This is a genomic window from Arthrobacter sp. TB 26 (assembly GCF_000427315.1).
GTDB lineage: Bacteria > Actinomycetota > Actinomycetes > Actinomycetales > Micrococcaceae > Arthrobacter.
Genome location: NZ_AUPJ01000328.1, coordinates 1 through 17,382, shown reverse-complemented (window position 1 = coordinate 17,382; position 17,382 = coordinate 1). Strand labels below are relative to the sequence as shown.

Below are 17,382 nucleotides of genomic sequence, written 5' to 3'. Positions count from 1 at the left end.
CCCGCCTGCTGCTCCGCAAGGTGGTGCCGGGAACCTACCCGCGCTCCGGCCGGGTGCACCTGCGTCTGTGGCTGGCTGAACAGATCCAGGACCTGGCCGGCGCAGTCAGCCTGGCCAGCGCTCCCTGGGTGCCGTACTACGCCCGGGCCCTCGGGGCCAAAATCGGGAACAATGTCCAGCTTCACTCTCTGCCGCCGGTCACCGGCCTGCTCTCGCTCGGCAGTGGCTGTAATATCGAGCCGGAAGTCGATCTGTCCGGCTGGTGGATCGACGGCGACATTGTCCACATTGGCGGCATCCATATCGGCCCCGGCGCAACGGTCGGCGCCCGCAGTACCCTGATGCCGGGCGCCACGATCGGCGCCGGAGCCCAGGTGGAACCCGGCTCGGCCGTGCTGGGCAAGGTGAAGTCCGGGCAACTCGTCGCCGGATCCCCGGCCGAGCGGCGGGGCAAGGCCAAACACTCCTGGCCGGACACTCCCCCCGAGCACCCGCTGATCGGCCGGCTCTGGTTTGCCGGCTTCGCGACCGCCTCGGCCGTCCTGGCCCTGATTCCCTATATATCCGCCGCCGCCGCGGCCGTTGTGGTCTTTGGCTTCATCCGCGGCAGCGAATCCCTGACCGCAGCACTCCCTCAGCTCCTGCTGTCCCTGCCGCCGGCAGCCCTGGCCTGGTTCCTGTCCAACCTTGTGCTGATCCTCCTCACTACCCGGCTCCTCGGCGTGGGCCTGGCCGAGGGGTACTACCGGGTGCGCAGCAGGATCGGCTGGCAGGCCTGGGCCACCGAACGGGTCCTGGACCTGGCCCGTGACCTGCTCTTCCCCCTTTACGCCAGCCTCTTCACTCCGGTCTGGCTGCGCCTGCTCGGCGCCAGGATCGGCAAGAACGTGGAGGCCTCGACCGTCCTGCTGATCCCCAAGATGACCACGGTGGGTGAAGGCGCCTTCCTGGCAGACGACACCATGGTGGCCTCCTATGAGCTCGACGGCGGCTGGTTGCGGATCGCCCCGGCCAAAATCGGCAAACGCTCCTTCCTCGGCAACTCCGGCATGACCGCGGCGGGACGCAATGTGCCCAAGAACTCCCTGGTCGCGGTGCTGTCGGCGACTCCCGCGAAGGCGAAGTCCGGGACGTCCTGGCTGGGCAGCCCGCCGGTCCGGCTCCGGCGCACCGCCATCGCTTCCGATGACACCAGGACCTACCAGCCGCCGATGAGGCTCAAGATCGCCCGCGCGCTGTGGGAACTGTGCCGCTTTGTCCCCGTCGTGGCGACGGTCGCGATCGCCGCCGGCGTGTTCCTCGCCTTCGACTGGCTTGCCACGGTCTTCAATTACGGCATCGCGGCGATCCTGGGCGGCGTCGTGATCCTGCTCGCGGGCGCCGTGGCGGCCGGCAGCGCCGTGGTGGCCAAATGGCTGCTCGTGGGGCGCATCAGGCCCGGCGAGCATCCGCTGTGGAGTTCCTTCATCTGGCGCAACGAGGTCGTGGACACCTTCATCGAAATGGTCAGCGCCCCTTGGTTCGCCCGTGCCGCCACCGGGACACCGGCCCTGGTCTGGTGGCTCCGGGCCCTCGGCGCCCGGATCGGCGCCGGCACGTGGTGCGAAAGCTACTGGCTGCCCGAAGCAGACCTCGTAACCCTGGGCCGGAACTCCACGGTCAACCGCGGCTGCGTGGTCCAGACCCATCTCTTCCACGACCGCGTGATGAGCATTGACACTGTTACGCTCGATGACGGGGCAACGATGGGCCCGCACGGAGTGATTCTTCCGCAGGCCCGGATCGGCAAGGGCGGCACGGTGGGCCCGGCATCCCTCGTGATGCGGGGTGAAACGGTGCCCGCCGCGACGTACTGGATGGGCAATCCGGTGAGCCCGTGGGGCGGACCGGCTGTGCCTGCCCCTAAGCCGAAGTAGCCATGCCCCGCCCAAACGCACCTGCAATCCCGAAGGCCGGTTAATGAGTTCCAGCCCCCCGAGTTCCACTGCCGCAGCCGGCCCCGGAGGCGGCCTGCCCTCGGACGACGCCGCCGGTTCTCCGGATCCGTACCTGCCCGGTCATGGCACCGATGCCTACCGGGTCACCCGCTATGAACTTGAGCTGGACTACAAGCTCAGCAGCAACCGCCTGACCGGGCGGGCCGTGGTGCATGCCATAACGCAGCGCCCGACGTCGGCCATCGTGCTGGACCTGACCGGGCTCCGGGCCACCAAGATCCAGCTCAGCGGGCGGAGGGTGCGCAAGTTCAGCCAGCGCGCCGACCAGCTCGTCATCGTCCCCGACGCCGCCCTGTTGCCGGGCGAGGAATTCACCCTGGACATCCGCTACGAGGGCAACCCCTCTCCCCGCCGCGGCCTGTGGGGCGAAGTGGGCTGGGAGGAACTGACCGACGGCGTGCTCGTGGCGGGCCAGCCGAACGGCGCGCCCTCCTGGTTCCCCTGCAACGACCACCCGCAGGACAAAGCCAGCTACCGGATCTCGGTGACCACGGATGCAAACTACCGGGCCGTGTGCAACGGGATCCTGATTGCCCGCACCGGACGGTCCAGCCGCGAGACCTGGGTCTACGAGCAGTCCGAGCCCATGGCAACGTACCTCGCCACAGTCCAGATCGGCCGCTATGAGCTCCTGGCGCTCAATCCGGTCCGTCCGGCGACGCAGGTACCCCAGTACGCGGCGGTGCCGGCGGCGCTGGCGGATACAGCCCGCGAAGGCCTGGCGAGGCAGCCCGAGATGATGCGCACCTTCATCGATTGTTTCGGCCCGTACCCGTTCGCCGAGTACACCGTTGTGGTGGCCGGGGACGAACTGGAGATCCCGCTGGAGGCGCAGAGCCTGTCGATCTTCGGCCCCAACCATCTGGAGCAGGACTGGGAGTCCCAGCGGCTCATCGCCCACGAGTTGTCCCACCAATGGTTCGGGAACTCGCTGACGGCGGCCTCGTGGAAGGACATCTGGCTGCACGAGGGTTTTGCCTGCTACGCCGAATGGATCTGGTCCGAGGAAGCCGGCGTCATGACGGTGGCCCGGCGGGCTGCCTCCGCCTGGCGAAAGCTCAGCGCCGGCAAGCAGGACCTGCTGGTGGGCGACCCCGGGCCGGAGCTGATGTTCGATGACAGGGTCTACAAGCGCGGCGCCCTGGCACTGCACGCCCTCCGGCTGCACTGCGGCGACCTTGCCTTTTTCTCCCTGCTGCATGAGTGGGCAAGCCAGAACCGTCACGGCTCCGTCTCAACGCCGCAGTTCATCATCACCGCGGACCACGCGACCGGCCTCGACACCGAGACCGTGCTGCATCCCTGGCTGTACCAGGAAGCCTTGCCGCCGCTGCCTCTCGGGTAGCACATGAACTAGAGTCTTCGCTGTTCACATTTTCCCCCACTGCAGCATCATAATGTGCCGAGCGACACTCGATAGCAACAATGTCAGGCGGTGCCGACGACGGCGAGTGCGGCGGCAAATCCTGCTGGCAGACCCAGGGCAGGGGTGTCCAGTTCAAAGAGGACATTGCCGTCGGCGGGCTCCGGGAAGGCCTCGACCGAGCAGGGGTCCAGCCGCAGTCCGGTCCCGCGCGCCTTCAGCAGGGCCTCCTTCCGCGCCCACACGGCTGTCCGCCAGTGGTCCGCCTGGTCGGGAGGCAGTTCGGTGAGCAGTTGGCGTTCCGCCGGGGTGAGGGCGACGTCGTCGAACCCGGGGAACACCGTTCCCGAGCTGTGCTCCAGGTCGATGCCGATTGTTGACCCGGCGCTGCCAGGACCAACACCGCGGCCGGCGGCCAGCAGGGCCCAGCCGCGGCTGCGGGAAAGGCTCAGGCTGAGGCCTGTTGGCGCACCGTCGAGCCGGTAGCCTGGCCGGCCATGGTCCAGCTCCGGGCCCGTTCCGCAGTCCGGGCACGAATAATCAGCCGTCAGTTCCCCGGGTCGCACCGAGAGGATCCCGGCGGCGAAACCGCGCAGCGCGATCCGGCCGGCCACAAAGTCCAGCCGGGCCGGCGGATCCGTGATGCGCGCGGCACGCGCGCGTTCCGCGGGATCAAGGAGGGCCCCGCCGTCCGGTCCGACGTCGGCAAGACGAACGGACCGGACGGTGATTCCGGCGACGGCGAGTGTCCCCCTGTGCCCCATCGGCTTTAGCGTTGGACTGCTCCGAAGCGCCCGTGGGCAACGGCCACGGCGCTCTCGCGGGCCGCGGATGCCTCGTCGGCGGTCAGCGTGCGGTCAGCGGCACGGAAGCGCAGGCTGAACGCCAGCGACTTCTTGCCGTCCTCGATGCCCTTGCCCGCGTACACGTCGAAGAGTGCGACGTCTTCGAGCAGCCCGCCGGCTCCCTCGCGCAGTGCGGCCAGCACGTCTTCCGCCGGGATGTCCTGCGGCAACACCAGGGCTACGTCCTGGGTGGCCACCGGGAAGGTGGACAGCTGCCGGGCGACGATCACGTCGGCGGCGGCCTCGAAGAGGGCGTCGGCGTTGAATTCGAGGGCCACCGAGCGTGCCGGCATGTCGTGCGCGGCCAGCAGCTTCGGGTGCAGCTCGCCGGCGAAGCCCAGGACCTCGCCGGTGCGGAGCGCCAACTGCGCGGCCCGTCCCGGGTGGAAGGCCTGGTGCTGCCCCTGGCTGATCACGATCTCGACGCCGAGCACGTCGCCGGCGATCCGGGCGATGTCCAGGGCATCGGCCCAGTCCCACGCCCGGGGCGTGTGGCCGGCGGCGGCCGGTGAGTCGTGTCCCGTGAGCACCGCGGCGAGGTACAGCGGCTGGTCCGGGACGCCGTCGTACAGGCCATCCAGCACCTCATCGCTGGGCCTGATGCCGAGCGGCGGGATCGTGGCGGTGCCGAGTGTGTCGCCCGGCAGGAACACGAGGCCGGCCTCGAACAGGGCCAGGTCGCGGAAGCCGCGCGAGTGGTTGCGCTTGGCGACCTCGATCAGGCCCGGCAGGATCGAGGTGCGCAGGTAGCCCTGCTCCTCGCTGATCGGGTTGGCGAGCTTGAGTGCCTTGCGCGGCGTTCCTGCCGTGGGAACGCCGAAGGTGTCATTGGCGGCCTTGGAGACGAACGGGTAGGCGAGGACCTCGGTGAGGCCGGACGCGGCCAGAGCCTGGACCAGGCGCCGGCGCTGCTGCTGGACGCGGGTCAGCCCGCGGCCCGGGGGTGCCACCGGCAGGGATGCCGGGATCTTGTCGTAGCCGACCAGCCGTGCGATCTCCTCGGTCAGGTCTTCCCGGGTTTCCAGGTCGTTCCGCCAGCTCGGGGCCGTCACCGTGTACCCGCCGGCGTTCCGGACGACGACGGCGCCCAGGTCCTGGAGCGAGGTGAGGATCTGGTCCTCGGTGAAGTCGATGCCGATGCGTTCCGCGGCGAAGGCTGCGGGCAGCTCGACGGCGACGGCGTCCGGGGCGGTGCCGACGTCGGTCCCCTCGGCGACGGCGGTGCCGCCGGCGAGCTCGACCAGGAGGTCAACAACCCGCTGGGCGGCGACGCCGGCTACCTGCCAGTCAACGCCGCGTTCGAAGCGCTTGGACGCCTCGGACGGGAGCTTGTGGCGGCGGCGGGAGCGTGCGATGGACACTTCGTCGAAGTGCGCGGCCTCCACGAGGACGTTCGTGGTGGAGCCGGACACTTCGGTGGCGGCCCCGCCCATCACGCCGGCAATGCCGATCGCACCGGAACCGTCGGTGATGAGCAGGTCCTCCACGTCGAGCGTGCGTTCCTTGGCGTCGAGGGTGGTGATCTTTTCCCCGGCCACCGCACGGCGGACCACAATGTCGCCCGACAGGGTGTCCAGGTCGTAGCAGTGGGTGGGCTGGCCGAGTTCCAGCATGACGTAGTTCGAGATGTCCACCGGCAGCGAGATCGAGCGGATGCCGGCGAGCCGGAGACGGGAGGTCATCCACGGGGGCGTGGGCTTCGTGGCGTCGATGCCGCGGACGGTGCGGGCCACAAAACGGTCGCAGCCGGGCTTGCCGTAGATCGGGGCGCCGTCGTTGAGCTTCACGCCGAAGCCGCCAGCCAGTCCCGCCGGCGCCTGGACACTGGCGGCCGGGTCGGTGAAGGACGTGCCGGTGGCGTGCGCGTACTCACGGGCCACCCCGCGGATGGAGAACGCATAGCCGCGGTCCGGGGTGACGTTGATTTCGGCGGCCTGGTCGTAGAGGCCCAGGAGTTCCATGGCGTCGGTGCCGATTTCCGGGTCCAGCCCGATCCTCGACAGCACCAGGATGCCGTCGTGGTCCTCGCCGATGCCGAGTTCGCGCACGGAGGCGATCATGCCGGCGGACAGGTGGCCGTAGGTCTTCCGTGCGGAGATGTGGAAGTCGCCGGGCAGCACGGCACCGGGAAGGGTGACCACCACCTTGTCGCCTTCCACGAAGTTGTGGGCGCCGCAGATGATGCCCTGGACGCCGGAGGGGTCGATGCCCTCGCCGGTGAGGCTCTGCTGCTGCCCTTCGGGGACCACCCGGACCTGGCACCAGTTGATGGTCTTGCCGTTGGTCTGGGGTTCCTTGACGATGCTCAGGACCTGGCCCACCACGATGGGCCCCTGCAGGGTGTCCGTCGGCCGGTGGACTGCCTCTTCTTCAAAGCCGACCTTGACCAGTTCGGCCATCACGTCTTCGGCCGTTGCTCCGGCCGGTACCTGCGCGAATTCACGCAGCCAGGAAAGTGGGATACGCACTGTTAGATCTCCATCCCGAAGTGCTCGCTGAAACGTACGTCGCCTTCGATCATGTCGCGCATGTCGCCGACCTCGTTGCGGAACATGAGGGTCCGCTCGATGCCCATGCCGAAGGCAAAACCTGAATAGATCTCCGGATCGATGCCCGCGGCGCGGAGCACGTTGGGGTTGACCATGCCGCAGCCGCCCCATTCGATCCAGCTGGGTCCGCCTTTGGCGCCCGGGTGCCAGATGTCCAGCTCGGCGGACGGCTCGGTGAACGGGAAGTAATTGGGGCGCAGCCGGATCTGGGCCTCGTCGCCGAACATCTGGCGCGCGAAGTGCTCCAGGGTGCCGCGGAGGTCCGCCATGCTGAGCTTCTTGTCGATGGCGAGGCCCTCGAACTGGTGGAAGACCGGCGTGTGCGTGGCATCAAGCTCATCGGTGCGGAACACCTTGCCGGGGCACAGGACGTAGATGGGCAGTTCGCGCTCCAGCATGGAGCGGACCTGCACCGGGGAGGTGTGGGTGCGCATCAGCAGGTGGGCTTCGGGCGGCTCCACGAAGAAGGTGTCCTGCATTTCGCGGGCGGGGTGGTCGGGCTTGAAGTTCAGCGCGTCGAAGTTGAACCACTCGGACTCGACCTCGGGGCCCTCGGCGATTTCCCAGCCCATGCCAACGAAGATGTCCGCGACGCGTTCCTGCAAGGTGGACAGCGGGTGGCGTGCACCCGCACGACGGCGGCGCGGAGCGGCCGTGACGTCCACGGTCTCCTCGACCAGGATGCGGGCGTCGTTCTCGGCTTCGAGCTCGGCCGTGCGGTCCGCGAGCGCCTTGTTGACGCGTCCTCGGGAGGAGCCCATCAGCTTGCCGGCGGCGGCCTTCTGGTCCTTGGGCAGCCCGCCGATTTCACGGTTGGCGAGGCTCAGCGCGGACTTCTCGCCGGTGTGCGCGAGCCGCACGGCCTTGAGTTCATCGAGCGTGGAGGCGGCGGCAATGGCGGCAACGGCCTGGTCTACGGCGGCGGTGATGGCGGCTTCATCCAGGGGATTCGGGACGCCGGCGCCCGGCAAAGTTTCAGTCATCTACTGTTCTTAGCTACGAGTCGGTTCATGCCAACGGCACAGGACCTTCAACAGGAGCAGGTACCGGCGCGTTGACAAAGGGCAGGGCTCGCCACATGGCTCCGGCGGGCACTCCCCTTCAGTCTAGTTGAACGCACTCAGGTGCCCGAACGTGACGTTGTGCCCCGGGCGTCCCGCTGGGGTTCGCGTCCCGCGAGTCCGCGTATCCCCGGTTGCTTATCCCGCAGGGCGGGGCGCCCGGCTAGCATGGCCTCATGACGCCGGGACAACGGCTGCGGCAGCTGGCCAACGTACTGAATGCAACAACCCCGCTGGGATTGTTGCTGGCCGGCTGCGCCCGCACCACCCTGCGCCGCGGACCACGCGGACTGCTGCTCGCCAGCGGGTACCGCTGGCGGCTGCCCTTCGCCGGGGCCTTCACGGTCGGCAATGTGGTGATCTTCCGCGCCGGCCCCGGGGAAGTCCTGGCCAACCCGGCGCTGCTGGGGCACGAGGAGCGCCACTGCACCCAGTACGCCTGGTGCCTGGGTCTTCCCTTCCTGCCGCTGTATTTCCTCGCCGCGGGCTGGTCCCTGGTCCGGACCGGCAACCCCGGCTCGCGCAATGTCTTCGAACGTCAGGCCGGGCTGCAGGCCGGCGGCTACCCGGAGCCGGGGGCAGGCCCACGGCGCCGTTCCCCCACTCAGGGTCCAGACAACAACCGATCCAACGCGGCCCCCGGGACGCGCTCCGCGGCCCCCGAACGGAAAGAGGCATGACATGACCGACAGCCCACGGACCATCTCCGTCACCGGAACCGGCAGCGCGGAAGCCGCACCGGACCTGCTGACCCTCTCGATCGGCGTCGAGTGCCGCCGGGAGGACGTCGGCGCGGCGTACGGTGAGGCGGGCCGTGTCTCCGCGGCCATCACAGCGGCACTGCGCGGGTACGGCGTCGCGGATCCGGACATCACGACGTCGGGACTCAATGTCCGCGCCGAGGTGAACTGGCAGGAGGGCCGGGGACAGGTGGTCTCGGGGTACCTGGCGTCCAGCGTGCTGAGTGTCCGGATCAGGGAGCTGGGATCATCGTCCGACGTCATCGCCGCCGCGGTCGCGGCCGGCGGCAACGACGTCCGGCTCAACGGGCTGGAGCTCGGCTTCGCTGATCCCGCCGCCGTCACCGTAGGGGCCCGCGAAGCCGCCTGGCAGGACGCCCTCACTACGGCCGGGCACTTCGCCTCGCTCGCCGGAACATCCCTGGGCAAAGTGGTCTCGCTCACGCAGCAGTCCGGCCACCCGGCGCCGATCCCGGTAGCGAAGATGCAGCGGGCTGCGGCGGTGGAGTCTCTCACGGTCGAGGCCGGCCAATCGAGCGTCACCGCGACAGTCGGCGTCGTGTGGGAACTGCTCGGCTGAGCCGGCCCAGGCCCCGCTAGTGCGTGGCGCCGGCGGCGATCTTCAGGTCCGTCGTCGTCGCCAGGGCGCTGCGCACGACGACGGCGAGCGCCTCCGTCAGCTGGTCCAGCGGCAGGGACGGCTGACTGCTCCCCGGCGGCAGCTGGGCCGGCGCAAAGGGAACATGGACAAAGCCGCCCCGGGTTCCGGGACGGAGCCGCAGGGCGTGCATCAGCCCGTAGAAGACGTGGTTGCAGACGTAGGTGCCCGCGGTCTGGGACACCTCGGCGGGGATNNCCCCGCCGAGAGAAGGGCCGCGAGCGCCGCCTTCACCGGAAGAGTGCTGAAGTAGGCCGCCGGTCCCCCGCTGACTACCGGCTCGTCCACGGGCGACTTGCCGGCATTGTCCGGGATCCGCGCGTCGTCGCAGTTGATCGCGATCCGCTCCAGCGAGATCCCCGGCCTTCCCCCGGCCTGGCCCGCGCAGACCACCAGCTCCGGGCGGTGGTGTTCCAGCGCCGCTTCCAGGACGCGGATCGCTTCCCCGAAGACGCAGGGCAGCTCGACGGCCCGCGCAGCGAGCCCTTCCGCCCGGAACAGCGCCGCGGCCTCCCGCGCGGCGGACCACGACGGATTGGTGCTTTCGCCGCCGAAGGGCTCGAAACCTGTCAGGAGGATCATCGTCCCAGCCTAACAACGCCGCCGGATGACCGCCCGGCGTCCCGTCCGGGGGTCCGGACGCGGCGGGGGTCCTTGACTTAAACTCGAACATACATTCGAATGGAGCCATGAGATGGGACGCACAAGCACTCACACCGGCGCCCGGAGACAGGGCATCTGAAGATCCTGCCCCGGGCGGCGGACGCAGCAGCTCCGCGGCCGCCCCCGGCACCGATGCGCTGCTGCCCCTGATCGGGCTTGTGCGTTCCGTGACCACCCCCGAGTTTGCCGGCGTCACTTTCCATGAGGTCACCGCCAAATCGGTGCTCAACAAAGTGGCCGCCGGTTCGCGGATGCCGTTCGAGTGGACCATCAACCCCTACCGCGGCTGCAGCCACGCCTGCGTCTATTGCTTCGCCCGGAAGAGCCACACCTACCTCGACTTCGACGCCGGGCTGGACTTCGACAGCCAGGTGGTGGTGAAGATCAACGCGGCGGACGTCCTGCGCCGGGAACTGGCCAAGCCCTCATGGGGGCGGCAGCACGTGGCCCTGGGCACCAACACGGATCCCTACCAGCGGGCCGAGGGCCGGTACCGGCTGATGCCGGGCATCATTGAAGCGCTGGCCGAATCCGGCACCCCCCTGTCGATCCTGACCAAGGGCACACTGCTGGCCCGGGACATCCCGCTCCTCAAGCATGCCGCGGCCCAGGTTCCCGTCGGCGTCGGAATCTCGCTGGCGATGACGGACGAACGCCTCTCGGAAGCGGTGGAGCCCGGCACACCCGGTCCGCGTGCGCGGCTGAAGCTGGTCACCCGNNNCCTCCGGGAGGCGGGACTGCCCTGCGGGGTGATGGCCATGCCGATCCTGCCGTGGCTCTCGGACAGCGACGAGGCCCTCGATTCCCTGTTCGGCTCCCTTGCTGCGGCGGGCGCCACCGGCGTGACCGCAGGAGCCCTCTACCTCAAGCCGGGAACCCGGGAGTGGTTCATGCAGTGGATCGCCAGGGAACATCCGCAGCTCGCCGGGAAGTACCGGCGGCTGTACGGCACGGGCTCCTATGCCTCCAAGGAGTACCGCGACTGGCTGTCCGGCCGCATCCGGTACTTCAAGGCCCGCCATGGCTTCTCGGGATCGCAAGGCTTCAGCCACAGCGGCCTCAACGACAATCCCGGCAGCGGTGATCCCGGCAGCGGTCATCCCAGGGACGAGGAAGCGCAGTATCCCGCCGGCAGCATCCCCGAGGCGGCAGCGTTCCCCGCCGGGACGCGACCCGCAAGCGAGGCTGCCCAGCCCACCCTGTTCTAGAGTGCCTTCACGGCGCCCAGGACGCGGGTGAGCGAATCCTTGGCGTCCCCAAACAGGAGCGTGGTCTTGGGATCAAACAGCAGCTCGTTCTCGATCCCGGCGAAGCCCGGCCGCATCGAGCGTTTGAGGAACACCACCTGACCGGCCTGCGCGACCTCCAGGATCGGCATCCCGTAGATCGGCGCGCCGGGGGTGGACTTCGCGGCAGGATTAACGACGTCGTTGGCGCCCACGATGAGCGCTATGTCGGTGTTCGGGAACTCCGGGTTGGCTTCCTCGAGCTCCTTCAGCGCTTCATAGGGAACGTTGGCCTCCGCGAGCAGCACGTTCATGTGGCCCGGCATCCGCCCGGCTACGGGGTGGATGGCAAAGACCACTTCAACGCCGCGGGCCGCCAGGGCTATGGCGAGCTCGGCGATCGTGTGCTGGCCCTGGGCCACGGCGAGTCCGTAGCCGGGGACGATCACCACCCTCTGCGCATAGCCGAGCTGGACGGCGACGTCCTCGGGAGAGGAGGAGCGCACCGGCCGGTCGCTCTGCACGGTGGACCCCGCCGTCGAGCCTCCCCGGAAGGCGCCGAACATAATGCCGGTGACGCCGCGGCCCATCGCGGATGCCATCACCTTGGTCAGGATGGTGCCGCTGGCCCCGACGAGCGTGCCCGCGACCAGCAGGAGCACGTTGCCCAGCACAATACCGGAGGCTGCGACCGCGAGTCCGGTGAAGGCGTTCAGCAGGGAGATCACGATCGGCACGTCCGCCCCGCCGACGGGCAGCACCAGCAGGAGTCCCGCCACCAGGCCCAGGACCAACAGCGCCACAGCCCAGCCGACGGCACCCGTCACGATCACGAGGACGCCGGCGGCGACGGCACCCAGCACCACGGCGCCCATGACCACCGGCAGACCGGGGAACAGCAGGGGGCGGGTGCTGATCAGCTCCTGCAGCTTGCCGACCGTCACGGCGGAGCCGGCAAAGGACACCGCGCCGACCAGCATGGTGAAGACCACGGCCAGCCGCACCCAGGGGTCGCCGCTGTGGCCGAGTTCCAGCACGGCGACCAGCGCAGCGGCTCCGCCGCCAACCCCGTTGAACAAGGCCACGAGTTGCGGCATCTGGGTCATCTGCACGCGCCGGGCCACCGGAACGGCCACGGCGGAACCGACAGCGATCGCGGCGAGGATCAGCGGGATGTTCTCCAGTTTCGCGGAGAGGAACACCGTGACCACGGCCACGAGGGCGCCGGCCGCTCCGATGGCGTTGCCCCGCCGGGCGGTCCGCGGTGAGCTCAGGCCCTTCAGCGCAAGAATGAAGCAGACCGCGGCCACGAGGTAGAACAGGGACGTCCACCCTGGGCCAAGGACGCTCATTTGCCGTCCTCCCCCGTGCCGGCGCCGCGCCGGGCAGGCTTCCGGCTGCCGAACATTTCCAGCATCCGGTCTGTGACCACGAAGCCGCCGACCAGGTTGGCCGTTGCCAGCACCACTGCGATGAGGGCGACCGTGAGCAGCCAGGGGTCATCGGCCTGGCCGGCCACGATGATGGCGCCAACCAGGATGATGCCGTGGATGGCGTTGGCCCCGGACATCAGCGGAGTATGCAGCTTGCTCGTCACCTTGGAGACGACTTCGAATCCGACGAAGACGGCGAGCACCACCACCGTCAGCAGCGTGATCGGATCCATCATGTGAGGGCCTCCAGTGCTTCGGCGGTGGCGGCATGCCGGACGGAGCCGCCGTGGGTCAGGCAGGCGCCGGCGACCACTTCGTCGTCGAAGTCCGGGACAACCTTGCCGTCGGCGGTCATCAGGGCCAGGAGGTTCGCGACGTTCTTCGCGAACAGCCGGGAAGCATCTGAAGGCATCGCGGAGGCGGCGTCCTGCAGGCCGACCAGGGTGACTGACCCGCCGTCCACCGGGATCTGGAGGTCCCGCCCCGCAATAACGCCTTCGACGTTGCCGCCGGATTCCGCCGCAAGGTCGACGACGACCGAACCGGCCCGCATGCCGGCCACCATCCCGGCCGTCACCAGCAGGGGGGCCGCGCGGCCGGGGATGGCCGCCGTCGTGATCAGGACGTCCGCCGCGGCAACATGCGGGGCCAGCAGCGCGCGCTGGCGTTTGGCCCGGTCCTCGCCCAGCTCACGGGCGTAGCCGCCACTTCCCTCGGCTGTTTGACTGTCGAGGTCCAGATGGATGAACGTGCCTCCCATCGAGGCGACCTCGTCGGCGGAGGCTGCCCGGATGTCGTTGGCGGAGACCCGCGCGCCCAGGCGTTTCGCGGTGCCGATCGCCTGCAGCCCGGCGACGCCGGCCCCCAGCACCAGCACACGTGCGGGCGGAATCGTTCCGGCGGCCGTCATGTAGAGCGGGAAGAACCTCGGGTAGCGCAGGGCCGCCTCCAGAACGGCGCGGTAGCCGGAGACCAGCGCTTGCGAACTGAGCGCGTCCATCGACTGGGCCCGGGAGATGCGCGGCACCAACTCCAGCGCGAAGGAGGTCACCCCCGCGGCGGCGAGGGCGCCCACGCCGGGCAGCTCCGAGCCCGGGGAGGCGAACCCGATGGTGATGGTTCCGGGCCGCAGTCCGGCGGCGGTTTCCGGTTCGAGCGGGCGGACGTGCAGCAGGACATCCAGCGATTCGGCGGGCAGTTCGGGAACGATCGACGCTCCGGCGGCGGCGAAGGCGGCGTCCCCGTACCCGGCCGCGGTGCCCGCCTGGCTCTCCACCGCCACTTCCAGGCCAAGGGCCGTGAGTTGCTGCACCGTCTCCGGTGTGGCGGCAACCCGTCGTTCCCCTGCTCGTTGCTCCCGTCTGACACCGACCCGCACGGGCTGCTCCTCTCGATTCGCTTCAGCGTAGTCACATGCGCAACGCTTTGGCGAGAGGTGGGGCCCAGCGGGCCGAAAGCTCAGCCCCGGTTGGCGGGCACGGCCTTGAAATCCGGGACCTGCAGCCGGTCCAGCAGCGCCTCGACAATCGGCAGGTCAGCCGGGATCCAGGGCAGGGCCAGCACCTCGTCGCGGTTCCGGATGTTGATCCAGCGCAGTTCATCGTGGTCCTGCAGGGGATGGGGTACGCCGTCGAGCAGTTCCGCGAACCACACCCGCATCGCGGCGCGCCCGTTAAGCGGCCAGCCGTCCGCGGATCCGCTGCCCAGTTCGGCGCCCAGGCGAATGCTCACACCAAGTTCTTCGAACAGCTCGCGGTGCAGGGCCTGCTCGGCCGTCTCGCCGGACTCGACCTTGCCGCCGGGGAACTCCCACATGCCGGCAAACTGCGGGGGCGCCGTCCGCCGTGCCACAAGCAGTCGGCCCGGTTCGGCCAGGGAGTCCAGTACGGCGCCGCCTACGACGCTGATGAGTCCAGTCACGCAAGCAAGTCTAGGGGCGGCGCCAGCTTAAGGAAGAATGGAAGTGGCCGCCTTCGGCGAGGACCCGGAATACCGGGCGTGCCCGGCCCGTTGGATAAACCAGACCACAAATCCGATTTAACTTGCCGCATTCTCCTGGCTCCAGCCGGGAACGTCACCGAAAAGCAGACGAATGACAACCACCGCACAAGCCCCGGCGACGCCGAAGACCGGCACCCGCCATCTCGCCCTTGCCATCGTTTCCCTTGCCATGGGCGGATTCGGCATCGGCACCACGGAGTTCACCATGATGGGCCTGCTCAAGGAGGTGGAGCAAGGGCTCAACATCAGCACCCCGGAGGCGGGCCACCTGATCTCGGCCTATGCACTCGGCGTCGTGATCGGAGCCCCGCTGCTGGCCGCGGTAGGTGCCAAGATGCCGCGGAAGTACCTGGCCCTGGGGCTCATGCTGTTCTTCAGCATCGCGAACCTGACATCTTTCATCGCACCGGACTACGGCACCATGCTGGTGTCCCGCTTCGCCGCCGGGCTGCCCCACGGGGCCTTCTTCGGCGTTGCGGCCGTGATCGCGGCGTCACTGGTCGCCCCGACCAAGCGCGGCTGGGCCATTTCGATGGTGATGGCCGGGCTGACCGTCTCCAACGTCATCGGGGTACCCTTCGGCACCTGGCTGGGGCAGACGTATGGCTGGCGGCTGCTGTTCCTGCTGGTTGGCGTGATCGGAATCCTCACCCTGGTAATGCTTTGGAAGTTCCTGCCGTTCCAGAAACCGCACGCCGACGCGAGCTTCCGCCGCGAACTTGGCGCCCTCAAGCGGCTCCAGGTCTGGCTGGCGATCCTGATCGGCATCGTCGGCTTCGGCGGTTTCTTCGCCACCTATACCTACATCGCCCACACCATGACCTCCGTGGCGGGCATCCCCGCGGCCTGGCTGCCGCTGGTCGTCGCGCTCTACGGCCTGGGCATGGTGGCCGGCAACATCGTCGGTGGCCGGATCGCGGACAAGTCCGTGATGGGAACCATCTACTGGGTGCTGCCGGGCATTGCCGTGGCGCTCGTGGTCTACGCCGTAGCCGTGCACTGGCCGTGGTCTGCGTACGTGATGGTCTTCGTCGTCGGCGGTGCCGGCTCCTTGCTGGTCCCGGCCCTCCAGACCCGGCTGCTGGATGCTTCCCCGGATGCCCCCTCGCTGGCCTCCTCGCTCAACCACGCGGCCCTCAATGTCGCCAACGCCCTGGGTGCCTTCCTCGGCGGCCTCGTGATCGCATGGGGCTGGGGCTACGTCGCACCTGCCCTCGTCGGGGCCGTGCTGGCCGTCTTGGGCCTCGGCGTCGCCCTCATCAGCGGACTCGTGGAACGCAAGAGGCCCCTGGTCCGGTAGCGCGCACTGCGGCTACTGGACCAGGGGCCCTCATGGCTGTGGCCGGCCGGAACCTTGCTGGCCCAGGTCCGCCGCCGGTTAGGGTGCGCTGACGCGCTGTACGTCCGGTTCCAGGTAGATGACCCGGGCGATCGGAACAGCTTCGCGGATCCGGGTCTCGGCGCCGTCGATCGCCCGGGCGATTTCCTGTCCGGTATCGGACTGGCCGATGCTGATCTTGGCCGCGACCAGCAGTTCCTCGGGGCCCAGGTGCAGGGTCTTGAGGTGGATGATCGTGCTGCCGTCGGACTCGATGGCCGCCCGGATCTTGGCTACGTCGTCCTTGGTGGCAGATTCACCGAGCAGCAGCGACTTCGTCTCGATGGCGAGCACGGCGGCGATGGCCACCAGCAGGAAGCCGATCATCGCGGTACCTAGGGCATCCCAGATTCCGTTCCCGGTGATGAGGGTCAGGCTCACGCCGAAGAGCGCGAAGACCAGGCCCAGGAGGGCGCCGAAGTCCTCGAGCAGGATGACGGGGAGCTCAGGCTGCTTGGCGCTGCGGATGAACTTGACCCAGGTCTGCTTGCCGCGGATGTGGTTGGATTCGATGATCGCGGTCCGGAACGAGAAGGACTCGGCGATGATGGCGCCGACCAGTACGGCGAGCGGCACCCACCAGAACGCACCCTCGATGGCGTGCGGGTGCTGGAGCTTTCCCCACGCTTCATACAGGGCAAAAAGTCCGCCCACGCTGAACAGCACGATCGAGACGATGAAGGCGTAGATGTAACGCTCGCGCCCGTAACCGAAGGGATGCTCCGGGCTCGCCGCCCGCTTGGCACGCTTGCCGCCCACGAGCAGCAGGAGCTGGTTGCCGGAGTCCGCGAGCGAGTGGATCGCTTCGGCCAGCATCGATGAGGAAAACGTCAGGAAATATGCGACGAATTTCAGGACGGCGATGGTCAGGTTGGCAGCAAGCGCCGCAACAATCGCTTTGGTACCGCCATTTGCAGCCAAGAGAGCTTCTCCTTAGGGGTTCGACCGGGTGGTGGACTCCGGCCGGTGCCTGCGCCCACAAGGAATACCGTACCCGTTATCGCCCCGCCCCAGCACCGCAGCCAGCACCGCAAAGCACCGCCCGGCTGGCAGCCAACACTGCAGGTCACAGGGCAGGTAACGATTGGGTGTGATCCTGCTGACAAGCAAACCCGCCTATGTTAGCTTGAAGCCATAATCGGGATCCCCCATTTGGATGCCGACGAATATGTAGGAGGAGTAATGGGCTTTCTAGGCTGGATCATTCTCGGACTCATAGTAGGTGCAATCGTCAAGGCAATCATGCCTGGCAGGGTCGGCGGCGGCTGGGTCACCAGCCTCGTGCTCGGCGTTGTCGGTGCAGTTGTCGGCGGGTGGATCGGCGACCTGCTGTTCGGCGGCGGCAAAATGGAATTCTGGAATCTCGGTTCCTGGATCCTCGCCATTGTCGGCGGCCTGGTGGTTGCCGGCGTCTACGGCGCCATCACGGGACGCAACAAGACGACTTAACTGCACAGGTACGACGGCG

At 68.6% G+C, this 17,382-nt stretch carries 15 protein-coding genes and 1 pseudogene; 7 read left to right on the top strand and 9 right to left on the bottom strand.

Going from position 1 to position 17,382, the window contains the following annotated elements:
* Together K789_RS0112470 and K789_RS0112465 are read left to right on the top strand one after the other, a co-directional pair.
* Positions 1-1,916, top strand: a 1,916-nt coding sequence (locus K789_RS0112470) for a Pls/PosA family non-ribosomal peptide synthetase (RefSeq protein WP_024367036.1), incomplete at its 5' end; no start/stop codon positions are given.
* A 43-nt stretch (positions 1,917-1,959) separates the two neighbouring features.
* Positions 1,960-3,342 (top strand): M1 family metallopeptidase, encoded by a 1,383-nt coding sequence (locus K789_RS0112465; protein WP_024367035.1) that lies wholly within the window; start codon positions 1,960-1,962, stop codon positions 3,340-3,342.
* An 83-nt stretch (positions 3,343-3,425) separates the two neighbouring features.
* On the opposite strand, the gene K789_RS23005 is transcribed toward K789_RS0112465, so the two are convergent.
* From K789_RS23005 to pheS, 3 genes are read right to left on the bottom strand one after another with little or no spacing between them, the layout of a single operon-like run.
* Complete coding sequence (locus K789_RS23005) at positions 3,426-4,124, bottom strand: 4'-phosphopantetheinyl transferase family protein (protein ID WP_024367034.1); 699 nt, start codon at positions 4,122-4,124, stop codon at positions 3,426-3,428.
* Positions 4,125-4,129: 5 nt separating this feature from the next.
* Positions 4,130-6,673 (bottom strand): phenylalanine--tRNA ligase subunit beta, encoded by a 2,544-nt coding sequence (gene pheT, locus K789_RS0112455; protein ID WP_024367033.1) that lies wholly within the window; start codon positions 6,671-6,673, stop codon positions 4,130-4,132.
* Positions 6,674-6,675: 2 nt separating this feature from the next.
* Positions 6,676-7,737, bottom strand: a complete 1,062-nt coding sequence (pheS, locus tag K789_RS0112450) for a phenylalanine--tRNA ligase subunit alpha (RefSeq protein WP_024367032.1) — start codon at positions 7,735-7,737, stop codon at positions 6,676-6,678.
* A 254-nt stretch (positions 7,738-7,991) separates the two neighbouring features.
* Between pheS and K789_RS0112445 the strand changes: the two genes are divergently transcribed.
* Together K789_RS0112445 and K789_RS0112440 are read left to right on the top strand one after the other, a co-directional pair.
* Positions 7,992-8,495, top strand: a complete 504-nt coding sequence (locus K789_RS0112445; RefSeq protein WP_024367031.1) for a hypothetical protein — start codon at positions 7,992-7,994, stop codon at positions 8,493-8,495.
* Position 8,496: 1 nt separating this feature from the next.
* On the top strand, positions 8,497-9,135 hold the full coding sequence (locus K789_RS0112440; RefSeq protein WP_024367030.1) for an SIMPL domain-containing protein: 639 nt from the start codon (positions 8,497-8,499) through the stop codon (positions 9,133-9,135).
* Between the two features lie 16 nt (positions 9,136-9,151).
* Here the strand turns inward: K789_RS0112440 and pcp are convergent.
* Positions 9,152-9,795 (bottom strand): annotated as a pseudogene (gene pcp, locus K789_RS23000) (pyroglutamyl-peptidase I).
* A 107-nt stretch (positions 9,796-9,902) separates the two neighbouring features.
* Between pcp and K789_RS0112430 the strand changes: the two are divergent.
* Positions 9,903-11,084, top strand: a complete 1,182-nt coding sequence (locus K789_RS0112430; RefSeq protein WP_024367029.1) for an Rv2578c family radical SAM protein — start codon at positions 9,903-9,905, stop codon at positions 11,082-11,084.
* Here the strand turns inward: K789_RS0112430 and K789_RS0112425 are convergent.
* The 4 genes from K789_RS0112425 to K789_RS0112410 form a co-directional block, all read right to left on the bottom strand.
* Positions 11,081-12,454, bottom strand: a complete 1,374-nt coding sequence (locus tag K789_RS0112425) for an NAD(P)(+) transhydrogenase (Re/Si-specific) subunit beta (protein ID WP_024367028.1) — start codon at positions 12,452-12,454, stop codon at positions 11,081-11,083. The two genes, K789_RS0112430 and K789_RS0112425, sit on opposite strands and share 4 nt — an antisense overlap.
* On the bottom strand, positions 12,451-12,768 hold the full coding sequence (locus K789_RS0112420) for an NAD(P) transhydrogenase subunit alpha (protein ID WP_024367027.1): 318 nt from the start codon (positions 12,766-12,768) through the stop codon (positions 12,451-12,453). Before K789_RS0112420 ends, K789_RS0112425 begins: the two co-directional genes overlap by 4 nt.
* Positions 12,768-13,913 (bottom strand): Re/Si-specific NAD(P)(+) transhydrogenase subunit alpha, encoded by a 1,146-nt coding sequence (locus K789_RS0112415; protein ID WP_024367026.1) that lies wholly within the window; start codon positions 13,911-13,913, stop codon positions 12,768-12,770. Before K789_RS0112415 ends, K789_RS0112420 begins: the two co-directional genes overlap by 1 nt.
* Before the next feature lie 80 nt (positions 13,914-13,993).
* The gene (locus tag K789_RS0112410; RefSeq protein ID WP_024367025.1) at positions 13,994-14,455 is read right to left on the bottom strand and encodes a (deoxy)nucleoside triphosphate pyrophosphohydrolase; all 462 of its coding nucleotides are present in this window, start codon (positions 14,453-14,455) and stop codon (positions 13,994-13,996) included.
* Between the two features lie 172 nt (positions 14,456-14,627).
* On the opposite strand from K789_RS0112410, the gene K789_RS0112405 reads away from it, so the two are divergent.
* Positions 14,628-15,836 carry an MFS transporter gene (locus tag K789_RS0112405; protein WP_024367024.1) on the top strand — a complete coding sequence of 403 codons (1,209 nt, stop codon included), beginning with the start codon at positions 14,628-14,630 and terminating at the stop codon, positions 15,834-15,836.
* Positions 15,837-15,914: 78 nt separating this feature from the next.
* Here K789_RS0112405 and K789_RS0112400 read toward each other — a convergent pair whose 3' ends face one another.
* Positions 15,915-16,835, bottom strand: a complete 921-nt coding sequence (locus tag K789_RS0112400) for a cation diffusion facilitator family transporter (protein ID WP_024367023.1) — start codon at positions 16,833-16,835, stop codon at positions 15,915-15,917.
* 261 nt (positions 16,836-17,096) lie between these two features.
* On the opposite strand from K789_RS0112400, the gene K789_RS0112395 reads away from it, so the two are divergent.
* Positions 17,097-17,363, top strand: a complete 267-nt coding sequence (locus K789_RS0112395) for a GlsB/YeaQ/YmgE family stress response membrane protein (RefSeq protein WP_024367022.1) — start codon at positions 17,097-17,099, stop codon at positions 17,361-17,363.
* Positions 17,364-17,382: the final 19 nt, after the last annotated feature.

Excerpts from the sequence above, each read along its gene's own strand:
- pheS (WP_024367032.1), bottom strand. The coding sequence starts at position 7,737 with ATGACTGAAACTTTGCCGGGCGCCGGCGTCCCGAATCCCCTGGATGAA.
- K789_RS0112405 (WP_024367024.1), top strand. The coding sequence starts at position 14,628 with ATGACAACCACCGCACAAGCCCCGGCGACGCCGAAGACCGGCACCCGC.
- K789_RS23005 (WP_024367034.1), bottom strand. The coding sequence starts at position 4,124 with ATGGGGCACAGGGGGACACTCGCCGTCGCCGGAATCACCGTCCGGTCC.
- K789_RS0112420 (WP_024367027.1), bottom strand. The coding sequence starts at position 12,768 with ATGGATCCGATCACGCTGCTGACGGTGGTGGTGCTCGCCGTCTTCGTC.
- K789_RS0112465 (WP_024367035.1), top strand. The coding sequence starts at position 1,960 with ATGAGTTCCAGCCCCCCGAGTTCCACTGCCGCAGCCGGCCCCGGAGGC.
- K789_RS0112445 (WP_024367031.1), top strand. The coding sequence starts at position 7,992 with ATGACGCCGGGACAACGGCTGCGGCAGCTGGCCAACGTACTGAATGCA.
- K789_RS0112425 (WP_024367028.1), bottom strand. The coding sequence starts at position 12,454 with ATGAGCGTCCTTGGCCCAGGGTGGACGTCCCTGTTCTACCTCGTGGCC.
- K789_RS0112440 (WP_024367030.1), top strand. The coding sequence starts at position 8,497 with ATGACCGACAGCCCACGGACCATCTCCGTCACCGGAACCGGCAGCGCG.
- K789_RS0112395 (WP_024367022.1), top strand. The coding sequence starts at position 17,097 with ATGGGCTTTCTAGGCTGGATCATTCTCGGACTCATAGTAGGTGCAATC.